This window comes from Streptomyces scopuliridis RB72 (genome assembly GCF_000718095.1).
Taxonomy (GTDB): domain Bacteria; phylum Actinomycetota; class Actinomycetes; order Streptomycetales; family Streptomycetaceae; genus Streptomyces; species Streptomyces scopuliridis.
This window is the reverse complement of record NZ_JOEI01000004.1, coordinates 173931-192750: the sequence shown is the minus strand read 5'-3', so window position 1 is coordinate 192750 and position 18820 is coordinate 173931. Positions and strand designations below refer to the sequence as shown.

Annotated in this window: 16 protein-coding genes and 1 riboswitch; of the genes, 8 read left to right on the top strand and 8 right to left on the bottom strand. The window is 69.1% G+C overall.

Annotated features, from left to right (window positions below; all coding sequences use genetic code 11):
- The first annotated feature begins 56 nt into the window (after nt 1-56).
- The 4 genes from IF11_RS0105220 to IF11_RS0105205 are packed head-to-tail and all read left to right on the top strand — an operon-like array spanning nt 57 to nt 4389.
- Nucleotides 57-1004, top strand: a complete 948-nt coding sequence (locus IF11_RS0105220) for a TIM barrel protein (RefSeq protein ID WP_030350219.1) — start codon at nt 57-59, stop codon at nt 1002-1004.
- A gap of 13 nt (nt 1005-1017) precedes the next feature.
- The gene (locus tag IF11_RS0105215) at nt 1018-2484 is read left to right on the top strand and encodes a sugar porter family MFS transporter (protein WP_030350218.1); all 1467 of its coding nucleotides are present in this window, start codon (nt 1018-1020) and stop codon (nt 2482-2484) included.
- A gap of 19 nt (nt 2485-2503) precedes the next feature.
- Nucleotides 2504-3526 (top strand): Gfo/Idh/MocA family protein, encoded by a 1023-nt coding sequence (locus IF11_RS0105210; RefSeq protein ID WP_030350217.1) that lies wholly within the window; start codon nt 2504-2506, stop codon nt 3524-3526.
- Nucleotides 3523-4389, top strand: a complete 867-nt coding sequence (locus IF11_RS0105205) for a sugar phosphate isomerase/epimerase family protein (RefSeq protein ID WP_030350216.1) — start codon at nt 3523-3525, stop codon at nt 4387-4389. The genes IF11_RS0105210 and IF11_RS0105205 overlap by 4 nt, the downstream gene beginning before the upstream one ends.
- A 67-nt stretch (nt 4390-4456) precedes the next feature.
- Here the strand turns inward: IF11_RS0105205 and IF11_RS0105200 are convergent, their stop codons facing one another.
- Nucleotides 4457-5047 carry a hypothetical protein gene (locus tag IF11_RS0105200; RefSeq protein WP_030350215.1) on the bottom strand — a complete coding sequence of 197 codons (591 nt, stop codon included), beginning with the start codon at nt 5045-5047 and terminating at the stop codon, nt 4457-4459.
- A gap of 228 nt (nt 5048-5275) precedes the next feature.
- Here IF11_RS0105200 and IF11_RS0105195 point away from each other — a divergent pair, with 228 nt between their 5' ends.
- Together IF11_RS0105195 and IF11_RS0105190 are read left to right on the top strand one after the other, a co-directional pair.
- Nucleotides 5276-6076, top strand: a complete 801-nt coding sequence (locus IF11_RS0105195; protein ID WP_030350214.1) for an SAM-dependent methyltransferase — start codon at nt 5276-5278, stop codon at nt 6074-6076.
- 112 nt (nt 6077-6188) lie between these two features.
- The gene (locus IF11_RS0105190) at nt 6189-7634 is read left to right on the top strand and encodes an amino acid permease (RefSeq protein ID WP_420894641.1); all 1446 of its coding nucleotides are present in this window, start codon (nt 6189-6191) and stop codon (nt 7632-7634) included.
- Nucleotides 7635-7738: 104 nt separating this feature from the next.
- Here IF11_RS0105190 and IF11_RS0105185 read toward each other — a convergent pair whose 3' ends face one another.
- The 5 genes from IF11_RS0105185 to IF11_RS0105165 form a co-directional block, all read right to left on the bottom strand.
- Entirely contained in the window at nt 7739-8545 is an 807-nt protein-coding gene (locus IF11_RS0105185) for a transglycosylase SLT domain-containing protein (RefSeq protein WP_030350212.1), read from the bottom strand.
- 4 nt (nt 8546-8549) lie between these two features.
- Nucleotides 8550-8708, bottom strand: a riboswitch (cyclic di-AMP (ydaO/yuaA leader).
- Nucleotides 8709-9506: 798 nt separating this feature from the next.
- Nucleotides 9507-10418, bottom strand: a complete 912-nt coding sequence (locus IF11_RS0105180; protein WP_030350211.1) for an NAD-dependent epimerase/dehydratase family protein — start codon at nt 10416-10418, stop codon at nt 9507-9509.
- Entirely contained in the window at nt 10415-11323 is a 909-nt protein-coding gene (locus tag IF11_RS0105175) for a carbohydrate ABC transporter permease (RefSeq protein WP_030350210.1), read from the bottom strand. Before IF11_RS0105175 ends, IF11_RS0105180 begins: the two co-directional genes overlap by 4 nt.
- Nucleotides 11320-12333 carry a carbohydrate ABC transporter permease gene (locus IF11_RS0105170; RefSeq protein ID WP_078490472.1) on the bottom strand — a complete coding sequence of 338 codons (1014 nt, stop codon included), beginning with the start codon at nt 12331-12333 and terminating at the stop codon, nt 11320-11322. Before IF11_RS0105170 ends, IF11_RS0105175 begins: the two co-directional genes overlap by 4 nt.
- The gene (locus IF11_RS0105165) at nt 12330-13589 is read right to left on the bottom strand and encodes an ABC transporter substrate-binding protein (protein WP_030350208.1); all 1260 of its coding nucleotides are present in this window, start codon (nt 13587-13589) and stop codon (nt 12330-12332) included. The genes IF11_RS0105170 and IF11_RS0105165 overlap by 4 nt, the downstream gene beginning before the upstream one ends.
- 258 nt (nt 13590-13847) lie before the next feature.
- Here IF11_RS0105165 and IF11_RS0105160 point away from each other — a divergent pair, with 258 nt between their 5' ends.
- Entirely contained in the window at nt 13848-15203 is a 1356-nt protein-coding gene (locus tag IF11_RS0105160; protein WP_030350207.1) for an enolase C-terminal domain-like protein, read from the top strand.
- Nucleotides 15204-15261: 58 nt separating this feature from the next.
- On the opposite strand, the gene IF11_RS0105155 is transcribed toward IF11_RS0105160, so the two are convergent.
- Nucleotides 15262-16473 carry an ROK family transcriptional regulator gene (locus tag IF11_RS0105155; RefSeq protein WP_030350206.1) on the bottom strand — a complete coding sequence of 404 codons (1212 nt, stop codon included), beginning with the start codon at nt 16471-16473 and terminating at the stop codon, nt 15262-15264.
- Between the two features lie 140 nt (nt 16474-16613).
- On the bottom strand, nt 16614-18203 hold the full coding sequence (locus IF11_RS0105150) for a GH39 family glycosyl hydrolase (protein WP_030350205.1): 1590 nt from the start codon (nt 18201-18203) through the stop codon (nt 16614-16616).
- Between the two features lie 125 nt (nt 18204-18328).
- Between IF11_RS0105150 and IF11_RS0105145 the strand changes: the two genes are divergently transcribed.
- Complete coding sequence (locus IF11_RS0105145; protein ID WP_030350204.1) at nt 18329-18820, top strand: SRPBCC domain-containing protein; 492 nt, start codon at nt 18329-18331, stop codon at nt 18818-18820.

Genomic DNA, 18820 nt, shown 5'->3' with positions numbered 1-18820 from the left:
TCGCTCACTCCCCCACGTCCTCCCCCTTTCCCCCTTCGCCGAGAAGAGCCGCATCGATGACAAAGACGTCAGCTTCTCCCCGTACGACCGTGGGCAACCTCTGCCTCGGTTCCGCACCCGACTCCTGGGGCGTCTGGTTCCCCGAGGACGACCAGCAGGTCCCCTACACCCGCTTCCTCGACGAGCTGGTCGAGGCCGGTTACGAGTGGCTAGAACTGGGGCCGTACGGCTATCTGCCGACCGAGCCCGAGCGGCTCGCCGAGGAACTGGCCGTCCGTGGCCTCAAGGTCTCCGGCGGCACCACCTTCGGCGCGCTGCACCGTCCCGAGCAGTGGGACACGATGCTCGCCGACGTACTGCCCGTCGCGAAGCTCACGGCCGCGGCCGGCGCCCATCACCTGGTCTTCATCCCCCCGATGTACCGGGACGAGAAGACCGGCGCCTTCACCGAGAGCCCCGAGCTGACCGCCGAACAGTGGGCCGGTTTCGGCCGGGCCGCCGATGAGCTGGGCAGGATCCTGCTCGATGAGTACGACATACGGCTGGTCCTCCACCCGCACGCCGACAGCCATATCCAGACGCAGCCGGAGATCGAGCGCTTCCTCAACGAGTCCGACCCCCGGTACGCCAACCTCTGCCTGGACACCGGTCATGTGGCCTATGGCGGCGGCGACAACCTTGACCTGATCCGGCGATTCGGCGAACGTGTCGGCTATGTCCACATTAAGCAGATGGATCCCGCGGTCCTGGCCCAGGTAGCCCAGGAGAACCTTTCCTTCGGCGAGGCCGTCAAGCGCGGCGTCTGTGTCGCGCCGCCGGCCGGGGTGCCCGAGCCCGGCGAGGTGGTCGCCGAGCTGTCCCGGCTGGACGCGGAGCTGTTCGTGATCGTCGAGCAGGACCTCTACCCCTGTGCTCCGGACGTTCCGCTGCCGATCGCCGTGCATACGCGCGCGGTCCTGGCAGAGAGCGGCCTCACCCGTACCCGACGCCCACTCACCCGGTAAAGGGGAGGCTGCCATGACGGACGTCAAGGACGACGCGACCGCGGGCACCGAGTCATCGCCCGCCGCGCTGACGGACGATCCCCCGCCCCCTGTCAGGCGCAGGCTGCGGGTGGTCACCCTCATCGCCACCTTCGGCGGACTGCTCTTCGGTTATGACACCGGAGTGATCAACGGCGCGCTGCCGTATATGAAGGACGACCTCGGGCTGAGCCCGTTCACCGAGGGTCTGGTCACCAGCTCGCTGCTGTTCGGCGCGGCACTCGGCGCCCTGTTCGGGGGCCGGCTCTCCGACCGGCGCGGCCGGCGCAAGAACATCCTGATGCTGGCGCTGATCTTCTTCTTCGGGGCGCTCGGCTGCACGCTCGCCCCGAACACCGAGGTCATGGTGGTGGCCCGGTTCGTGCTCGGTCTCGCCGTCGGCGGTGCGTCGGTGACCGTACCCGTCTATCTCGCGGAGATCTCCCCCGCCGAGAAGCGCGGCGGTCTGGTCACCCGTAACGAGCTCATGATCGTTACGGGTCAGCTGGCCGCCTTCACCTTCAACGCGGTCATCGCCGGGTTCGGCGGCGAGAGCGGCGGGATCTGGCGCTGGATGCTGGTGATCGCGACCCTGCCGGCCGTGGTGCTCTGGTTCGGCATGCTGGTCATGCCGGAGAGCCCGCGCTGGCTGGCCTCGCAGACCCGGTACGCCGAGGCGCTCGCCGTGCTGAAGCAGGTCAGATCGGAGCGGCGCGCCGAGGCCGAGCTACGGGAGGTCACCGGACTCGCGGTGGCCGACGAGCGGTCGAAGGCGGGCGGCTGGGCGGATCTGCGGACCGTCCCCTGGATCCGGCGGCTGGTGTTCGTCGGGGTCGGCATCGCCATCTGCCAGCAGGTGACCGGTGTCAACACGATCATGTACTACGGCACCCAGATCCTCACCGACGCCGGGTTCACCTCGGACAGCGCGCTCACCGCGAACATAGCCAACGGTGTGATCTCGGTGCTCGCCACCCTCCTCGGTATCTGGCTGCTCGGCCGGATGGACCGCCGGCCGATGCTGATGATCGGGCAGCTGGGCACTACCGGCGCGCTGCTGATGATCGGTGTCTTCTCGGTCGCGCTGCCCGAGGGGACACCGCGCGCGTACGCCGTACTCGCCATGACCGTCACCTTCCTCGCCTTCCAGCAGGGCGCGATCTCGCCGGTCACCTGGCTGATGCTCGCGGAGATCTTCCCGATGCGGATGCGGGGCTTCGGGATGGGCGTCTGCGCCGTGGTGCTGTGGATGGTCAACTTCGCGATCGGACTGACCTTCCCCGTCCTGGTCGACGGCATCGGTATCTCCGCCACGTTCTTCGTCTTCGCGGTCCTCGGTATCGGCGCGGTCACCTTCGTGAAACTGCACGTACCGGAGACCCGCGGCCGGTCGCTCGAATCGCTCCAGACCGAGCTTCAGGCCCGCTACACCCGGCCTTCCGACCCGGCTCCGGCCGGCTGAGCCCGAAAGGGAATCCCCCATGACTGTGCGTATCGGTGTGATCGGCACCGGCATGATCGGCCAGGACCATATCCGTCGTCTCACCCATGTGATCACCGGTACCGAGGTCACGGCGGTGTGCGACCTCGACACCGCGCGGGCCGAGGAGGTCGCCGCGTCCGTCGGCGCCCGCGCCCTGCCCACCGGTGGCGCGGTGATCGACGCGGCCGATGTCGACGCCGTCGTCGTCACCTCCTGGGGCCCGACCCACGCCGAGCATGTCCTCGCCGCCATCGCCGCCGGCAAGCCGGTCTTCTGCGAGAAGCCGCTCGCCACCACCGCCGAGGACTGTCTCAAGATCGTCTCCGCCGAGACCGCGCACGGCTCCCGGCTGGTCCAGGTCGGCTTCATGCGCCGGTACGACGCCGGCTACCGCGAGATGCGGCAGGTCATCACGTCGGGCGCGATCGGCGCGCCGCTGATGGTGCACTGCGCCCACCGCAACGCGACCGTGCCCGAGTCGTACACCTCCGCGATGGCCGCCCAGGACACGGCGGTCCATGAGATCGACGTACTGCGCTGGCTGCTGGACGACGAGATCCGCACCGTACAGGTGCTCAGGCCCCGGCGGACGAGCAAGCGGTACGCGCATCTCCAGGACCCGCAGATCATGCTCTTCGAGACTGCCGAGGGGGTCAGGATCGACCTGGAGGTGTTCGTCAACTGCCAGTACGGCTACGACATCCAGTGCGAGACCGTCGGCGAGGAGGGCCTCGTCCGGCTGCCCGACCCGGCCGGTGTGGCGGTACGGAGCGCCGGCCGGCACTCGACCGCCGTCCTCCAGGACTGGAAGGGCCGCTTCGAGAACGCCTTCGACACCGAATTCCGCGAGTGGGCCGAAACGGTCGCGGCGGGCACCGAGCCCACCGGGCCCTCCGCCTGGGATGGTTACGCCGCGACCGTCATCACGGACGCGCTGGTCCAGGCCCTGGAGTCGGGCGAGATCGTGCACGTCGACGCCCTGAAGGAGCGTCCCGCCTTCTACGGAGGAGCGTCCCGGTGAAGATCGCCCTCGACCCGTACATGTTCCGCGCGCTGCCGATCAGGGAGATGGTGCGCACGGTCGCCGACCTCGGTTACGGGTATATCGAGCTGTCCCCGCGCGACGACTTCATGCCGTTCTTCCGCCACCCGCGCGCCGACGACGAGCGGGTGGCGGAGCTGAAACGGGCGCTGGACGAGACCGGCGTCCAGCTCTCCAGCGTCCTCCCGCTCTACAAGTGGTCGAGCCCGGACGAGAGCGAACGGCAGACCGCCGTGCGCTACTGGCGGCGGATGATCGAGATCACCGCGCGGCTCGGCTGCACGCTGATGAACTCGGAGTTCAACGGCCGCCCCGAGCAGGCGGAGCGGAGCGAGGCCGCGTTCTGGCGGTCGATGGAGGAACTGCTGCCGGAGTTCGAACGCGAGGGCATCGCGCTCAATCTGGAGGCGCACCCGGACGACTTCTGCGAGGAGAACAACCCGGCGGTCGATCTCGTACGCGCCGTCAACAAGCCGTACGTCAACTATCTGTACTGCGCCCCGCACAGCTTCCATCTCTCCGGCGCCGAACCGGGCGCGGACATCGCGAAGATGCTGCGGTACGCGGGCGACAAGCTCCAGCACCTGCATATCGCCGACACGTTCGACCACAAGGGTTCCTCGGGGCTGCGCTACATCCTCAACCCGCCGGGCACGGCCGCCCGTATCCACCAGCACCTGGACATCGGACAGGGCGAGGTGGACTGGAACGCCTTCTTCGGCACGCTGCGGGAGCTGGAGTTCGACGGGGTCGCGACGGTGTGCGTCTTCGCCTGGGAGGAACGGGCGAGGGACTCGTCGGCCTTCATGCTGGAGCGCGTGACGAAGGAGCTGGTGCGATGAGGCCCGGCGTTCGCCGGCCGGGCCTCATGGTCCCGGCCGGCGGATCGGCCGGGACCGGATCGACCGCTCAGGATTCCTCGAAGTAGGCGTCCAGGACGGCGTCGAGTTCCGCCGTCCATTCCTTGAGACGGCTCCTGGTGTCGGCCTCGACCTCGGCGTCGAACCAGCGGCGCTCCGATACGTGCACCGTGACGGTGAACCGGCGCCCGAACCGAGGGGTCTTGATCTCGACCGCGCCGATCTCGTCCCACCAGAAGTCGGCCTCCTGGTCGTCCAGCCGGAACCGGACGCCCTCGCTGTCCGCGGTGATCGCGCCACGGCGGTCGGTGGCCTCGAAGACGGGGCCGTCCTTGGCGGGGGCGTCGTCGGTGGCGGCGTCCTCTCCGGAGGGGGCGTCCTCTCCGGAGGGGGCGTCGGTGGCGGCGTCATCCTCCGAGGGGGCGTCCTCCGAGGAGGGGGCGGGCTCATCGGGAACGTCCTCCGGGAGGGCATCCGAGGGGGCGCCGCCTTCGGGCGCGCGCGGCTCCTCGGTCTCCGCCTGCTCCGGGTCCGTCTCCGCTGTGCCGACGGGGCGGGGGACCATGAGGCCGGGAACGTACGCCGGGTCTTTGCCGACGGCACGCTCGGGCCAGATATTCGAGTCTATGCGCTGCTCCACGTCCGGAAGTATGGACGAGAATCCTGTGCGAGCCCAGCCCGGCTCGCGTCCGGCCGCCGCCGCGCGACATCCGGCCGCTCGCACATACGCACCTCATTCGAACAGCAACTGCCGCCATCACATACGCTGTTACCGCTCGCCCCACCCGGATCACCAGAAACGGGTACCCCGGCGCTGCGGTCTCCTTCACCAGGTTCTTTCCCCGCCTCCACTCCATGGGAGCGTTCAATGACGGCCGAGATGCCCAAGCCCCAGATCGACACGAGCAAGCCCCATCCCGCACGTGTCTACGACTATCTCCTCGGCGGCAAGGACAACTACGCCGTCGACCAGGCGGTGGGGGCGAAGCTGCCGGTCGAGGCGAGGGCCGCCGCGCGGCAGAACCGTGCCTTCATGCGCCGCGCGACCGCCTGGCTGGCGCTCAGCGGGATCGACCAGTTCCTCGACATCGGCACCGGCATCCCGACCGAGCCGAACCTGCACCAGATCGTCCAGGAGATCAACCCGAAGGCCCGGGTCGTCTACACCGACAACGATCCCATCGTCCTGCGGCACGCCGAGGCTCTGCTGATCAGCACCCCGGAAGGCGTCACCGACTACATCCAGGCGGATGTCCGCGAGCCGCGGGCGATCCTGGAACATGCCCAAGGTTTCCTGGATTTCAGCCGCCCGATCGCGCTCTCCCTCATCGCCCTCATGCACTTCATCCCGGAGGACGAGAAGCCGTACGACATCGTCGGCACCCTGGTGGAAGCCCTTCCCAGCGGCAGCTATCTGGTGCTCTCGCACGCGGCGTCCGATCTCTACCCCGATCTGGTGGAACAGGTGGTCGCGCAGTACAAGCGGGGTGGGATCACGCTGGGCTTCCGTACCCGCGCGGGGGTGACGCGGTTCTTCGAGGGCATGGACCTCGCCGAGCCGGGCCTGGTCACGGCCCCTCACTGGTACAAGGACACGGCCGCGCCGGCGGAAGAGGAGAGCGGCGGATTCGACAGCGGTATCTACGCCGGAGTCGCCCGCGTACGCTGACCTGCCCGTCGGCTCGGTCGAGACCGGCTCGTTTTGCCTGGGAGGGCGTGGTCCGGGGAGACTGCGGGGTACCGCGGACCCCCCACAAGCCCCGAAGGCAGCCTGACCGCTCATGCACGACCAGACCCCGCCCGACACCCCGGCCCGGACCGACACGGATACGGGCAGAGACACAGACACGGCTACGGCTACGGCTACGGCTACGGCTCACATACCGCTCGCCGGTGGGCTCAAGCAGCGCCATCTGACCATGCTCGGCCTCGGCGGGGTCATCGGCGCCGGGCTCTTCGTCGGATCGGGGGCCGGGATCGCGATGGCCGGGCCCGGGATCGTCGTCTCGTATCTGATCGCGGGCGCGCTCGCGATGTGTGTGATGCGGATGCTCGGCGAGATGTCGGCCGCGATGCCGGCGTCGGGCTCGTTCTCCGTGCACGCCGAGCGGGCGCTCGGCCGGTGGGCGGGGTTCAGCGCGGGCTGGCTGTACTGGTTCCTGCTGGTCGTCGTCCTCGCGGTGGAGGCGACGGGCGCGGCCCAGATCGCGAACGGCTGGCTGCCTTCCGTACCGCAGTGGGCGTGGGTGCTGCTCTTCATGGTGTTCTTCACCGGCACGAACCTCGCCGCCGTGAAGAACTTCGGCGAGTTCGAGTTCTGGTTCGCCGCCCTGAAGGTGTTCGCGATCGTCGCGTTCCTGGTCCTCGGGCTGCTGGCGGTCTTCGGCCTGCTGCCCGACACCGACCCCGTCGGCCTCACCCACCTCGCGGGGCGGGACGGATTCCTGCCGGGCGGCTGGCAGGGCGTCATCTCCGGTGTGCTCGCCGTCGTGTTCGCCTTCGGCGGTCTGGAGGTCGTCACGATCGCGGCGGCCGAATCCGACGATCCGGTGCGCTCGGTGTCGCGGGCGGTGCGCAGCGCGGTGTTCCGGATCCTCTTCTTCTACGTCGGGTCAATGCTGGTCATCGTGACGGTGCTGCCGTGGACGGCGCAGAAGGCGGGGCTGAGCCCGTATGTCACCGTCCTCGACGCGATCGGTATCCCGTCCGCCGGGCAGATCATGAACATCGTGGTGTTCGTGGCCCTGCTGTCGGCGCTCAACGCCAACCTCTACGGATCGTCCCGGATGGTCTTCTCGCTGGCCGGGCGGGGCGAGGCGCCGAGGTCCCTGCTGAAGGTGAGCGGCGGGGGCGTGCCCCGGCGGGCGGTCCTCGCGTCCGTGGCGTTCGGCTTCGTCTCGGTGCTGCTCAATCTCAAGTGGCCGGACTCGGTCTTCCTGTACATGCTCAACGCGGTCGGCGCGGTGCTCCTCTTCGTCTGGGCCCTGATCGCCGTGTCGCAGCTGCGTCTGCGGCGGCGTATCGAGCGGGAGGCACCGGAGCGGCTGGTGCTGAGGATGTGGCTCTTCCCGGGGCTGACCTGGGCCACGCTCGCCGCGATGGCGGTCGTGTTCGGTCTGATGCTGACGAATGACGCGGCGCGCCCGCAGCTGCTGTGGTCCCTGGGCGCGACGGCGCTCGTCCTGGCGGCGGCGGGGGTACGGGAGCTGCGCGCGCGGCGCGCCTGAGCCCGGAGGCTGGGGTGGGGACGGGGGACACGGGGACGCGGAACGCGGCAGGGCCGGACCGCCCATGAGGGCTGTCCGGCCTGCCGCGAGTGGTGTGAGGCCTGTCAGTAGGGGCCGTTCACGTTGTCGATCGAGCCGTACCGGTCGGCCGCGTAGTTGCACGCGGCGGTGATGTTGGCGACCGGGTCGTAGCTGTCGGTCGACGTACCGGGCACGTGGTAGGCCTGGAACGTGGGGTCGATGACCTGCAGGAGCCCCTTGGACGGGATACCGGCGGCGGCGTTGGAGTCCCAGTTGTTGATGGCCGTCGGGTTGCCCGAGGACTCGCGCATGATGTTGCGGTAGATGCCGTCGTACGAGCCGGGGATGCCGTGCACCGCCATGACGTCCAGCGCCTCCCGGATCCAGCCGTCCAGGTCGTCGGTGTACGTCTTCGCGGCCGCCTGGGTGGCGGTGGCGCCCGTATCGGCGGAGGCGCTCTCGTCGACGGCGGCGCTCTCGTCCGCAGTGGCGCTCTCGTCCGCGGTGGACTCGGCCGGGGCCTGCGATACGGACTCCGTACCGAGCGTCAGCGTGAGGCCGGGGTGGATCAGCGACGGGTTGGCGCCGATGACGTCGCGGTTGTTCTCGTAGAGCTGCTGCCAGCCGCCGCTGAGCGAGTACGTGTCCGCGATCTTGGACAGCGAGTCACCCCAGACCACGGAGTAGGTCGCCGGGGTGTCCTGCTGGACGGCGGCGGCCGGAGTCAGGGTCACCTTGGCGGTGGCGGCGGTGTGCGCCGCCGGGGCCGCTTCCGCGGTGGTCGCGGCCAGCAGGGGGAAGGCGAGTACGGCACCGCCCGTGCCCGCGGTCACGAGGCCTCTGGCGAGGGGGCTGTTCTTGGGACGACGGTGCTTAGCCTTTGAGGCCATGACGAATTCCTCTCCTCCGCCTGCGAGGTGAGCTGTCGGGTTCGGACTGGAGATGCCCGGCCGCACTGTGAATGCGGCTTCACCCCAAGCCGGTCCGGAGTACGGATCGGCGACTTACCTGGGTCCCCCGCTCCTGCCGTACGTGGGTGGGTGTGGGTTACCGGACGGCGGCAGGATTCGGCGTTCCATCCGGAGTGACGAGAACGTAAGCGAGGACGCCCGGACGAAACAAGCCCCGAATTCACAACGGAATCCAATTCATGAATCCGGACCGGAAATATCTCGTTACCCACTCGATACCGGGGAACTCAACTCGCCTTCTCCGCGTACGAAATGGGCGGAGAGACGGACCTCGCGATCCGGCACTTACGTGACACACATCACGCGCATGACGGAAATGTCCAGATCACGGCACCACCAAGAGAGTGGAAAGTCGCATGAATACCATGGAAATGGACTTCGGGGAGAACGGAGATAAATCGCCCATAAAGGCGCACTGGGATCGCACCGGATCCGGCCCCGGCGAGGCCCCGGGCGGGCCGCTTCTCGCGGGGCATCGGATCGCTCAACGCCATTTGACCGGCGGAGCCGTGCGCGTCCCTGCTCTGCTCTCGCACCCGAACAACCGCGGGCCATATGCGAGTTCTGTGGCGGCCTTTCACCGAAGAGTGGATCGAATGCGACGAATACCCTTTCATCAAAAGGCAGTTCACAGCCGAAGGGGGAGCGTGGCTACCTCCCACGCTCCCCCGGCACTCCCCCCACGCTCCCCCGGCACTCCCGCGGCATTCCCGCGCGTCGAGCGCGTATTCGGTGCTGAATTCCCAACTCGGAGAGCCGGTGCGCCGGTTCATTGCGCCGCCAGGCGATGACCAGGAAGGCGATCAGACCGAGAACGGGCAGGGCGCGGACACTCCAGCTCAGTGACAGCGGCGGGCCCGGCCGGCCGGGCGCGCGACGCTCAGTCCGCGTCCGTGATGTCCGCACGCCCCGCCGCTGTGAAGCCGAGGAGTGCCCGGCTGCGCGTGGTGTCGAACAGCGACGCGTGTCCGTCGAGCGCGCCCCGGATCTCGCTGGTGGGGTGGTACGTCTCCAGCAGTTCCCGGGTCGGTTCCAGGGCCGCGCTGTCGGGCGCGGCCACATTGACGACATGATGGCCCGTGAGTTCGGCCGTCAGCGCGGCCCGTACAGCCCGGGCGGCGTCCGGGGTGTGCAGCCAGCCCCACAGTTCACGGCGGTTGGACGCGGGGGCGCCGTGCACCTCGGCCAGCCGTTCGCGCAGCCGGTCCCCCGACCCGACGAACGGGAACCGCAGCATGACGGTGACCGTGCCGTAGCGCCGGGTCGTGAACTCCGCGGCCTTCTCCGACATGACCTTGGACAGTCCGTAGGAGTCGACGGTGAGGTCGGGGTGGTCCTCGTCGACGGGGACGTACACCGGGTGCAGATCCCGGCCGGCCCACGCGATGCCGACGGCCGCCGCGCTGGAGGCGCCGACCACGCGCGGCACGCCGAGCCGGCCGGCCTTCTGGAACACCAGATAGGCGGCGAGGACGTTGGCGCGCAGCGTCTCGACCTCCGACACGATGCCGGGCGCCGGGTACGCCGCGAGATGCACGACCCCGGCGAACACACCGTCCTCCCCCGCCGCCTCCCGGGCGGCGGCGAAGCTCTCCGTCACGGTCTTCGCCTCGCTGAGGTCGCCGGTGACGAACCGTACACAGCCGTCCTCGCTGTCGCCCCGCTCCAGGTCGGCGCCCACGACGCGGAAGCCCGCGCCGATGAGGTCGGCCACGACGGCCCGGCCGATCCCGCCGGCCGCCCCGGTCACCAGTACCGTCCGGCCGCTCTTCCGTACCGTCCGCCCGCTCATCCCTTGACCGCTCCCATGAGTCCGTTGACGAAATAGCGCTGGGCGCACAGGAACAGGACGATCACCGGGACCACCATGATCAGAGCCGCCGCCATCAGCGAGTTGTACTGCACGACGCTCTGCGACTGCATCGCCTGGAGCGCGATCGGCAGTGTGTACGTGTGCGGATCGTTCAGCGAGATCCGGGTGAGCTGGTACTCGTTCCAGGTCGGGATGGCCGTGAGCAGCGCGATGGTGATGACGGCGGGCCGGGCCAGCGGCAGATAGATCCGGCTGAAGATCCGCAGCTCGCCCGCGCCGTCCATCCGCGCCGCCTCGCGCAGTTCCCCCGGCACCGAGCTGAACGCGTTGGTCAGCAGCAGGATCGCCAGCGGGGCGCTGCCGTTGACGAACGGCAGGATCAGGCCCCAGTGGGTGCCGAGGATGTCGAGCTTGCTCTCCAGCAGCACGATCGGCAGCAGCGTCACCACGCCGGGGACGAAGAGCAGCACCAGGAACAGCCGGTACAGCCACTTCTTGCCGGGGAACGCGAGCACCGAGAAGGCGTACGAGGCGGCCGAGTAGACCACCACGACCAGCACGGTCGTCAGGACGGTGACCTTGACGCTGTTGAGGAAGTAGTCGAAGAAGTCGAGCTTGTTCCAGGTGTCGGCGAAGGTACGGAGGGTCGGGTCGTGCGGTAGGAGATGACCGCCCTCCTGCACCTCCTTGTTGGTCTTGAAGGCCGCCGAGACCATCCACAGGAAGGGATAGACGCTGACCGCCGCGTAGGCGGCGAGCACGATCCCGACGACGGTACGGACGGCGGTCCGGCCGCGGGGCCCCCGGCGGCCGGTCCGCGGCACGGTCCGGTCCAGGGCGCGGATGCCCGCCCGCCGCGGTGGGGACAGCGTTTCGCCGCTCATCCCATCCTCCTCATCACCCGCTGGTTGATGAAGGCGACGACGAGGGCCGCCAGGAACAGGAGCCAGCCCAGGGCGCTGGCGAGACCCAGCGTCGGGGACAGCTCGGAGAGGAAGGCGAGCCGGTAGGTCTCCAGCCCCAGGACGCTCGTGGAGTCACCCGGGCCGCCATTGGTCATGATCAGGAAGGACTGGAAGCCCTGGAGGGAGTCGCGCACATTGAGCAGGAGCACGACCACGGTGATGGGCTTCATGAGCGGCCATACGACGGTCGTGGTGGAGCGCAGCCACCCGGCGCCGTCGATCTGCGCGGCCTCCAGCAGGGAGCTGTCCAGCGACTGGAGTCCGGTCAGATACAGCAGCATCGCGACGGGCACGGCCGACCAGACCATGACGACGATCATCGTGGCCAGCGCGGTGTCCGGATTCCCGAGCCAGCCCTGCGGCTGCTGGAGCGAGCCGAGGCCGACGGTCTTCAGCAGCAGGTTGACGGCGCCGTTGGGCTCAAGGATGTAGTTCCACGCGAAGTAGACGGCGATCCCGGTCGTCACGTACGGCACGAAGTAGACGGAGCGCAGGACACCCTGGAAGCGCTTGACCTGGTTCAGTACGAGGGCCAGCGGGAACGCGACGAGCACCGTGAGCAGGGGGACCGCGATGACGACCCAGAGCGTGTTGACGGCGGCCTTCTTCACGATCGGCCAGTACGTGGGGCTGCCGCCGAGCAGATCCGTGTAGTTCCGGAAGCCGCGCCAGTTCCACTCGGGCCAGAAGCCGTTCCACTGGGCGAAGCTCAGCGAGAAGCCGTAGACGATCGTGTAGACGCCCATGACGGCGAACAGGGCGATCGCGGGAGCGACGAAGAGATAGCCCCAGGCGGCCTGCTTGCGCTTCTCGCGCAGTGCGCCGAAGGGTCCGCGGCGGGGTGCGCCGCCGCCCCGCTCAGCGGTGGACGGGGAGCCCGCGCCTTTCCCGGCGCCGGCGGCCGTCGCCGTACCGATTCCGGCCGTCATTTGTTCTGCTCCGCCCAGTAGGACTTCAGCATGGAACTCATCTGGGTACCCGTGCTTTCCGCGCTGCGTGACTTCAGCGGGGTGAACTGGGCCAGTACGGCTCCGACTTTCCCGGGGTCGTACAGGCTGGGACGGTACGCCGTATAGCCGGCGTTGTAGGAATTCTTGCCGGAACCGAAGGCCGCTTCCATGGAATTCAGCACCGGGCCGAGCGCCTCGCTCTGCTTCTTGTCGAGATCATTCGGCGGCACGTCGAGTGCCTGTTTTCCGAAGTCGGCCGCTACATCGTCCCTGGAGAGGAACTTCAGCCAGCGCAGCGCCTCGTCCTTCTTGTCCGAAGTCCGGGTGATGGAGAGACCGGTGAGCGAGAAGGGCGAGAGCTGGAGGCCGGGGATGGCGGCGTCCTTCGGCGGCGGCACGGGAAACGTCATGAGATTGTCCGCGTCGTAGCCGTTCTCGGCGAGAAACGCCAGCGTATAGGTGCCGCCGATGTCGAAGGACGCCTTGCCCTGGGCGAAGGCGAGATCCGCCTCGTCGATCCCCTTGGACTGGGTGCCCGGCATCCAGTACGGGGTCACCTCGTTGTAGGTGTTCAGGACCTTCTGGCCGTTCGGCGACGACCAGCCCTGAGCGGTGTCCGGGCCGAAGAGCGCCTCGAACTTCTGCTTCCCGAGCATGCCGAACGCCATCGGCTGCATCAGCCACTCAAGGGCCGTGGAGGGCTGCTTCACACCGACGGTCACCCCGCCGTTGTCGGGGTATGCCTTCGTCACCTTGTCGAGGGCATCGATGAATTCCTCCCAGGTGGCCGGCGCCCGGGTGACCCCGGCCTTCGCCGCGCGGCTCTTGTTCATATAGACGACGCCCTGGGTGCCGACGGTGAGCGGCACACTGAATCGCTGCCCCAACTGCACACCCTGGGTCTTGGAACCCTCGGTGAGCGACGCTTTGTAGACATCGGGCGTGACCGTGCCGTCCGTCAGGACCTGGGGGAGGTACTGGGCGAGCCATTTCTGGTCGACGTCCTTGGAGAGGTCTTCCAGCAGCCCCGCCCCGCCGAACGCGAGGTCGTCGCCGTTCGCGTGCACTTCGAGCACATCGGGCAGATCATTGGTGCGGGCCGCGGCCTGAACCTTGGTCAGAAAGGCGTCATCCGGCGTCACCGCCTGAATATTCACCTTTGTTCCGGTCTCCGCGGTGAACTTTTCCGCTGCCGCCCGCAAGGCGGCCACATGGGACTGTTTGAAGGTCCACATGGAAAGTTCATCGCGTCCGGAACTGTTCCCGCCGTCCGAACCGCAACCCGCGATCAGCACACCCATAGCGGCGACCGAAGCGAGTATCGAGGTGCGACGCGCGGCTGGGAGAAGTCGTATCACGTTCCCAGCGCCTTTCTTCGGGGCTGTCCGTCCAGCTCCTCTATGACGCAGCGAATCTAAATCGACTTGATGTACGGTGTCAACAGTTGTAACACCGGGAAAACACGGACGTGCCATCACCTCGGAGGGGAACCCATGACGGCAGCGAAGACACGGGATACGACGGAGACGGCGGAGGTGCTGGCCCCGGCCCCTTGGGCGCGATCCGGCTCCGACTCCTCGCGGGGCTCCGACTCCTCGCGGGGCTCCGACTCCTCGCGGGGCTCCGACTCGCTACGGGTGACAGCGGTCCGTACCTTCCTGTGCGCCCCGCAGGGCTGTCCGTACGTGATCGTGCGCGTGGAGACGAACCAGCCCGGCCTGTACGGGCTCGGCTGCGCCAGCGACCCGCAGCGCACCCTCGCGATCCGCTCGGTCGTCGACGACTACTTCGGTCCGATGCTGCTGGGCCGCGACCCCCACGACATCGAGGACCTGCACCGGCTGCTGCTCAACAGCGGCTACTGGCGGGGCGGTTCGATCGCGCAGAACGCCCTGGCGGGCGTCGATGTGGCGCTCTGGGACATCAAGGGCAAGGCGGCGGGACTGCCGCTGCACCAGCTGCTGGGAGGCAGGGCCCGGGAGGCCGCCGAGGCGTACACGCACGTGGACGGCCACGAGGCGGGCGAGATCGCCGAGCGGGTGCTCGCCGCCGCCGAGCGCGGCTACCGCCATGTCCGCGTCCAGGTCGCGGTCCCCGGCACGGACACCTACGGCACGGCCCCGAGCGACGAAGCCGAAGCCCGCCGGCGCCGGCTGCGCGCGGGGAGCTGGGACTCCCTGAGCTATCTGCGTCATGTCCCGCCGGTGCTGCGCGACATCCGTGAGCGGGTCGGCACGGGTGTGGAGCTGCTGCACGACGCGCACGAGCGGCTGACGCCCTCGCAGGCCCGTGAGCTGGTGCACGAGGTCGAGGACGCGCGGCTGTTCTTCCTGGAGGACGCCCTCGCCCCCGAGGACGCGGCGCACTTCGGCCAGCTCCGCCGGGCCGGCTCGGTCCCGCTCGCGGTGGGCGAGCTGTACCACGACGTCATGATGTATCTGCCGCTGCTGGAACAGCGGGTCATCGACTTCGCCCGGATCCGTATCCCCACCCTGGGCGGCCTGACGCCCACCCGCAAACTCGTCGCGGCCTGCGAGCTGTTCGGCGTACGGACGGCGCCGCACGGCCCCGGCGATGTCAGTCCCGTCGGCATGGCCGCCAACCTGGCCCTGGACATCAGCTCGCCCGCGTTCGGCGTCCAGGAGGCGGCCGCCTTCAAGGAAGCCACGCTGGAGGTCTTCCCCGGCGCGCCCGTGCCGCGCGAGGGGCGCCTGTACCCCTCCGGACAGCCGGGCCTGGGCGTCGACTTCGACGAGTCGGCCGTACGCAGGTATCCGGTGACCGATCCGCTGGAACACGACCGCTGGGCGCTGCTGCGCAACGCGGACGGAAGCGTGCAACGGCCCTGATCAGCGCCGTATATGGGTGGGGCCCCGCCGGTCGGCGGGCCTCACCCATATCTGCGGCTCACCCCAGCAACAGGGACTTCGGCTGCGCGGAGAGCGTCCGGTCCAGGACCAGCGACGCCGCTCCCACGGCCGCGACGTTCTCGCCGACGGCGGTGGTGATGACCAGCGTGGGATGGATCGGTTTGACGAACGGGGACTGCGCAACCATCGGCTCGATGAGCGCGAGGAGCCGGTCGGCGAGAAGGTGCCATATCGGGCCGCCGAAGACGATGGTGTCCACATCCAGGAGCGTGGCCGCCGCGCAGACACCCCGGCCGATCCGGATCCCCCAGCGGTCGATGACGCTGCCGGCCCGCTCGTCGCCCCGGGCGGCGAGGAGCGCCAACTGCTCCAGACCGCGCTGGGCGTCCCCGGGATCCATGGGGGTGAACTCCCCGCCGAGCACGCCGAGCGCGATGGCCTCCTCGACCAGCACCCGGGTCGAGCAGGCCGCGCCGAGACCGCCGACCTCGCCGGCGTTGCCGGAGACGCCGCGCAGCACGGTGTCGTCGACGACCAGCCCCATGCCGGAGCCCGTGCCGAGGTAGAAGAAGAGGAAGTTCCGGCTCTCGGTGGCCGCCCCGGACCAGCGCTCCGCGACGACGGCGGCGATGACGTCCTTGTCCAGCAGGGCCGGAAAGCCGGTCGCCTCGCTGAGCTGGTCGCGCAGCGGAACGCTTCCCCAGCCGGGCAGTTCGGGCGGGTCCACGACCAGCCCGGCCGCCGCGTCGATCGGGCCCGGCGCGGCGATCCCGAGGCCCAGTACGCGTTCCCTGTCGACCCCCGACTCGGCCACCAGCGCGGTCACCGAGGCGGCGATGCCCGCCACGACCTGGTCGGTGTCGCCGCCGCGCGGGGTCCGTTCGCTGCGCTGGGCGACGACCGTACCGAGCAGGTCGAGAAGTACGTACGTGATGACGGCCGGGTCGAGATGCACGCCCACGGCGTACCGGGCCCCCGGGGCGATCTGGAGGAGCGTACGGGGCTTGCCGCTGCCCGTGCTCTGCTTCCCGGACTCGCGGGCCACGCCCTGGTCGAGCAGCCTGCGGGTGATGTTGGAGACGGTCTGCGCCGACAGCCCGGTGGCCTGGGCGAGTTCGACCCGGCTCAGGCCCGCGGTGTGGCGCCGGATCGCGTCCAGGACGACGGATTCGTTGAAGTCACCCATGCGAGGCAGGTTGGTGCCGCGTCTGATCGACGCCTTTCCGGCGCTCGCCTTCTTGCTCGTCAAAATGCGTCTCCCGGCCCCGGAAAGGGACGGCGGCCAGATGCCGCCGTTCCCTGGGTGCGTCAAATCGATGGAATCGTACCGGCTGGGGGCGTACGACGTGTCCGCACAGCCCGCTTGTGCCGGTGCCGGCTGTACCGAAGTCAGCCCAGCTGCTCGATGAGGACGAGCGACCAGGGACTGACGGCGGTGTCGAGCCGCAGCACCCCGTCCGCACCGGCGGCGATGGTCCGTACCTCGGTGGCACGGGCCAGCCGGTCGAGATGGGCGAGCTGCTCACGGGTGGGCGCGGCCGGCGAGCCGAGGGCCCGCCAGGCCCCGATGGCGTCGCCGTGCGCGGAGTCCAGCACCTCGACACGGAAGGGGGCGCCGGCCGCGAGCGCGCCGATCTCCAGCGTCAGCCGCCGTGGCCGCCCCTTGGCCTGGGTGGCCTCGGCCGCGGCCCGGTCGTCGAAGGAGGCCGGCACGGACTTGGGCTCCTCCTCCGGGTAGTGGTGGACGAGCGCGGTGATCCGTCCTGTGGCGGCCGAGCGGGTCACGACATGGTCCTCGCCGCGCTCGATCAGCTCGTCGCCGAGGGCGTGCAGCATGCGGTACGCGTGGAACGTCGGCTTGGGGATACCGGGCAGCGTGATCATGCCGAAGCCGCCGTGGAACAGCTCGTCGCCCGCCCCGCCCTCCTCGAAGACGTCCGTGAACGTCCAGTACGCGAGCGAGTCGACCGTTCCGAGCGAGTGCAGGACCGAGCGCGTGACGTACGTGGCGGCGGGCAGCGTGTCATGGGTGTGGTCGCGCGGCGAGGACGACGAGGACCACTCGGTGAGATGGATCTCGGCGTCCGGATAGGGGCTCTTGGCGATCAGATCGCGCAGCAGGGCCAGATCGACCGGGGTGGCGTCCTTGCCGCGGGTGAGCTTCTCCCCCTGGCCGTGCTCGTCCAGTGCCCAGTCCGTGGGGTACGGGTGGGTGGAGACGAAGTCGACGGGCAGCCCTTCCCCGGCGCAGTAGTCCAGGAAGGCCTCCATCCACACCGGACGCCATTCCAGGTCGTCGATGTCGTCGCGGCCTGCCACGATGCGCCGGGAGACATCCTCGGACTCACCGCCGAAGCGCTCGTCGGGTACGAAGTTGGAGGTGGCGGGGCCGCCGACGCGCAGCCGCTCGTCCACGTTCTTCACCGCGCCCGCGGTGACCTTGTACAGCTCGAAGTACTCGGAGCGGGTGCCGTGGAAGAAGCCCCGGAGATTGGCCTCGTTCCACACCTCGAAGTACCAGCGGCGCACTTCCTCGATCCCGTACCGGGTGATCCAGTGGCGGGTGATGCTCTCGATCAGCGCGGCCCATTTGCCGAGGTCCACGGGCGGGGCGCCGTGCGCTCCCCACCAGAAGACAGTGTTGGTCTCCCGGGCGAGGGCACGGGGGCTGAAGCCGAACTCCACGAACGGCCGGACCCCGAGGTCCAGGAGGAAGTCGAAGAGCGCGTCGACGTACTGGAAGTTATGGACGGCGGTGCCGTCCGCACGCTCCGTGTACACGAACATGTCGTCGTGGAAGAGCCCGTGGAAACGGATGTACTCGAAGCCGCACGCCTCGTGAGCCTCGCGAAGCTGGCGCTGCCAGTCGGCACGCAGCCCCTCATTGGCGCGTCCGGCGCCGACGACGCGGCTCCAGAAGTGCGGCAGCGGGGTCGCGGGGGTGTTCGCGAGGGCGCTGACGAAGATGTCGCCCGACATGGTGGTTCCTTCCGTCCCGGTACGGCAGGCAGTGGTGCCCTGCCAGAGACGATAAATCAAAATGATTGATATATCTAATCTCCCGGGAGCTGTACGCGGAGGCCATCGGCGATACGTTGGACTCCATGTACTCGACGCGTGTCTCCCGCCGCGTGAACGCCCCCCGCGCGGCCGTCTACCGAGCGCTTCTCGACGCGGACGCGATCGCCCGCTGGCGGGTACCCGCCGGCATGACCAGCCACGTGCACGCCTTCGATCCCCGCGAAGGCGGAACGTTCCGCGTCTCCCTCACCTACGACGACCCGGCCGGCACCGGCAAATCGGCCGCGCACACCGACACGTACGAGGGCCACTTCTCCCGACTCGTGCCGGACGAGCAGGTGACGGAAGTATTCGCGTTCGAGACGGCGGACCCGGGCTTCAGCGGCACGATGACGATGACGACCACACTCACCGACGCGGACGGCGCGACCGATGTCCTGATCGTGCACGCCGGAATCCCCGACGACGTCCCCGCCGCCGACAACGAACTGGGCACCCGCATGGCCTTGGCGAACCTCGCCCGCCTGGTCGAGGCGGACGAGCGACCGGGCGGCGAGAACGCGCAGCCCGGGTAG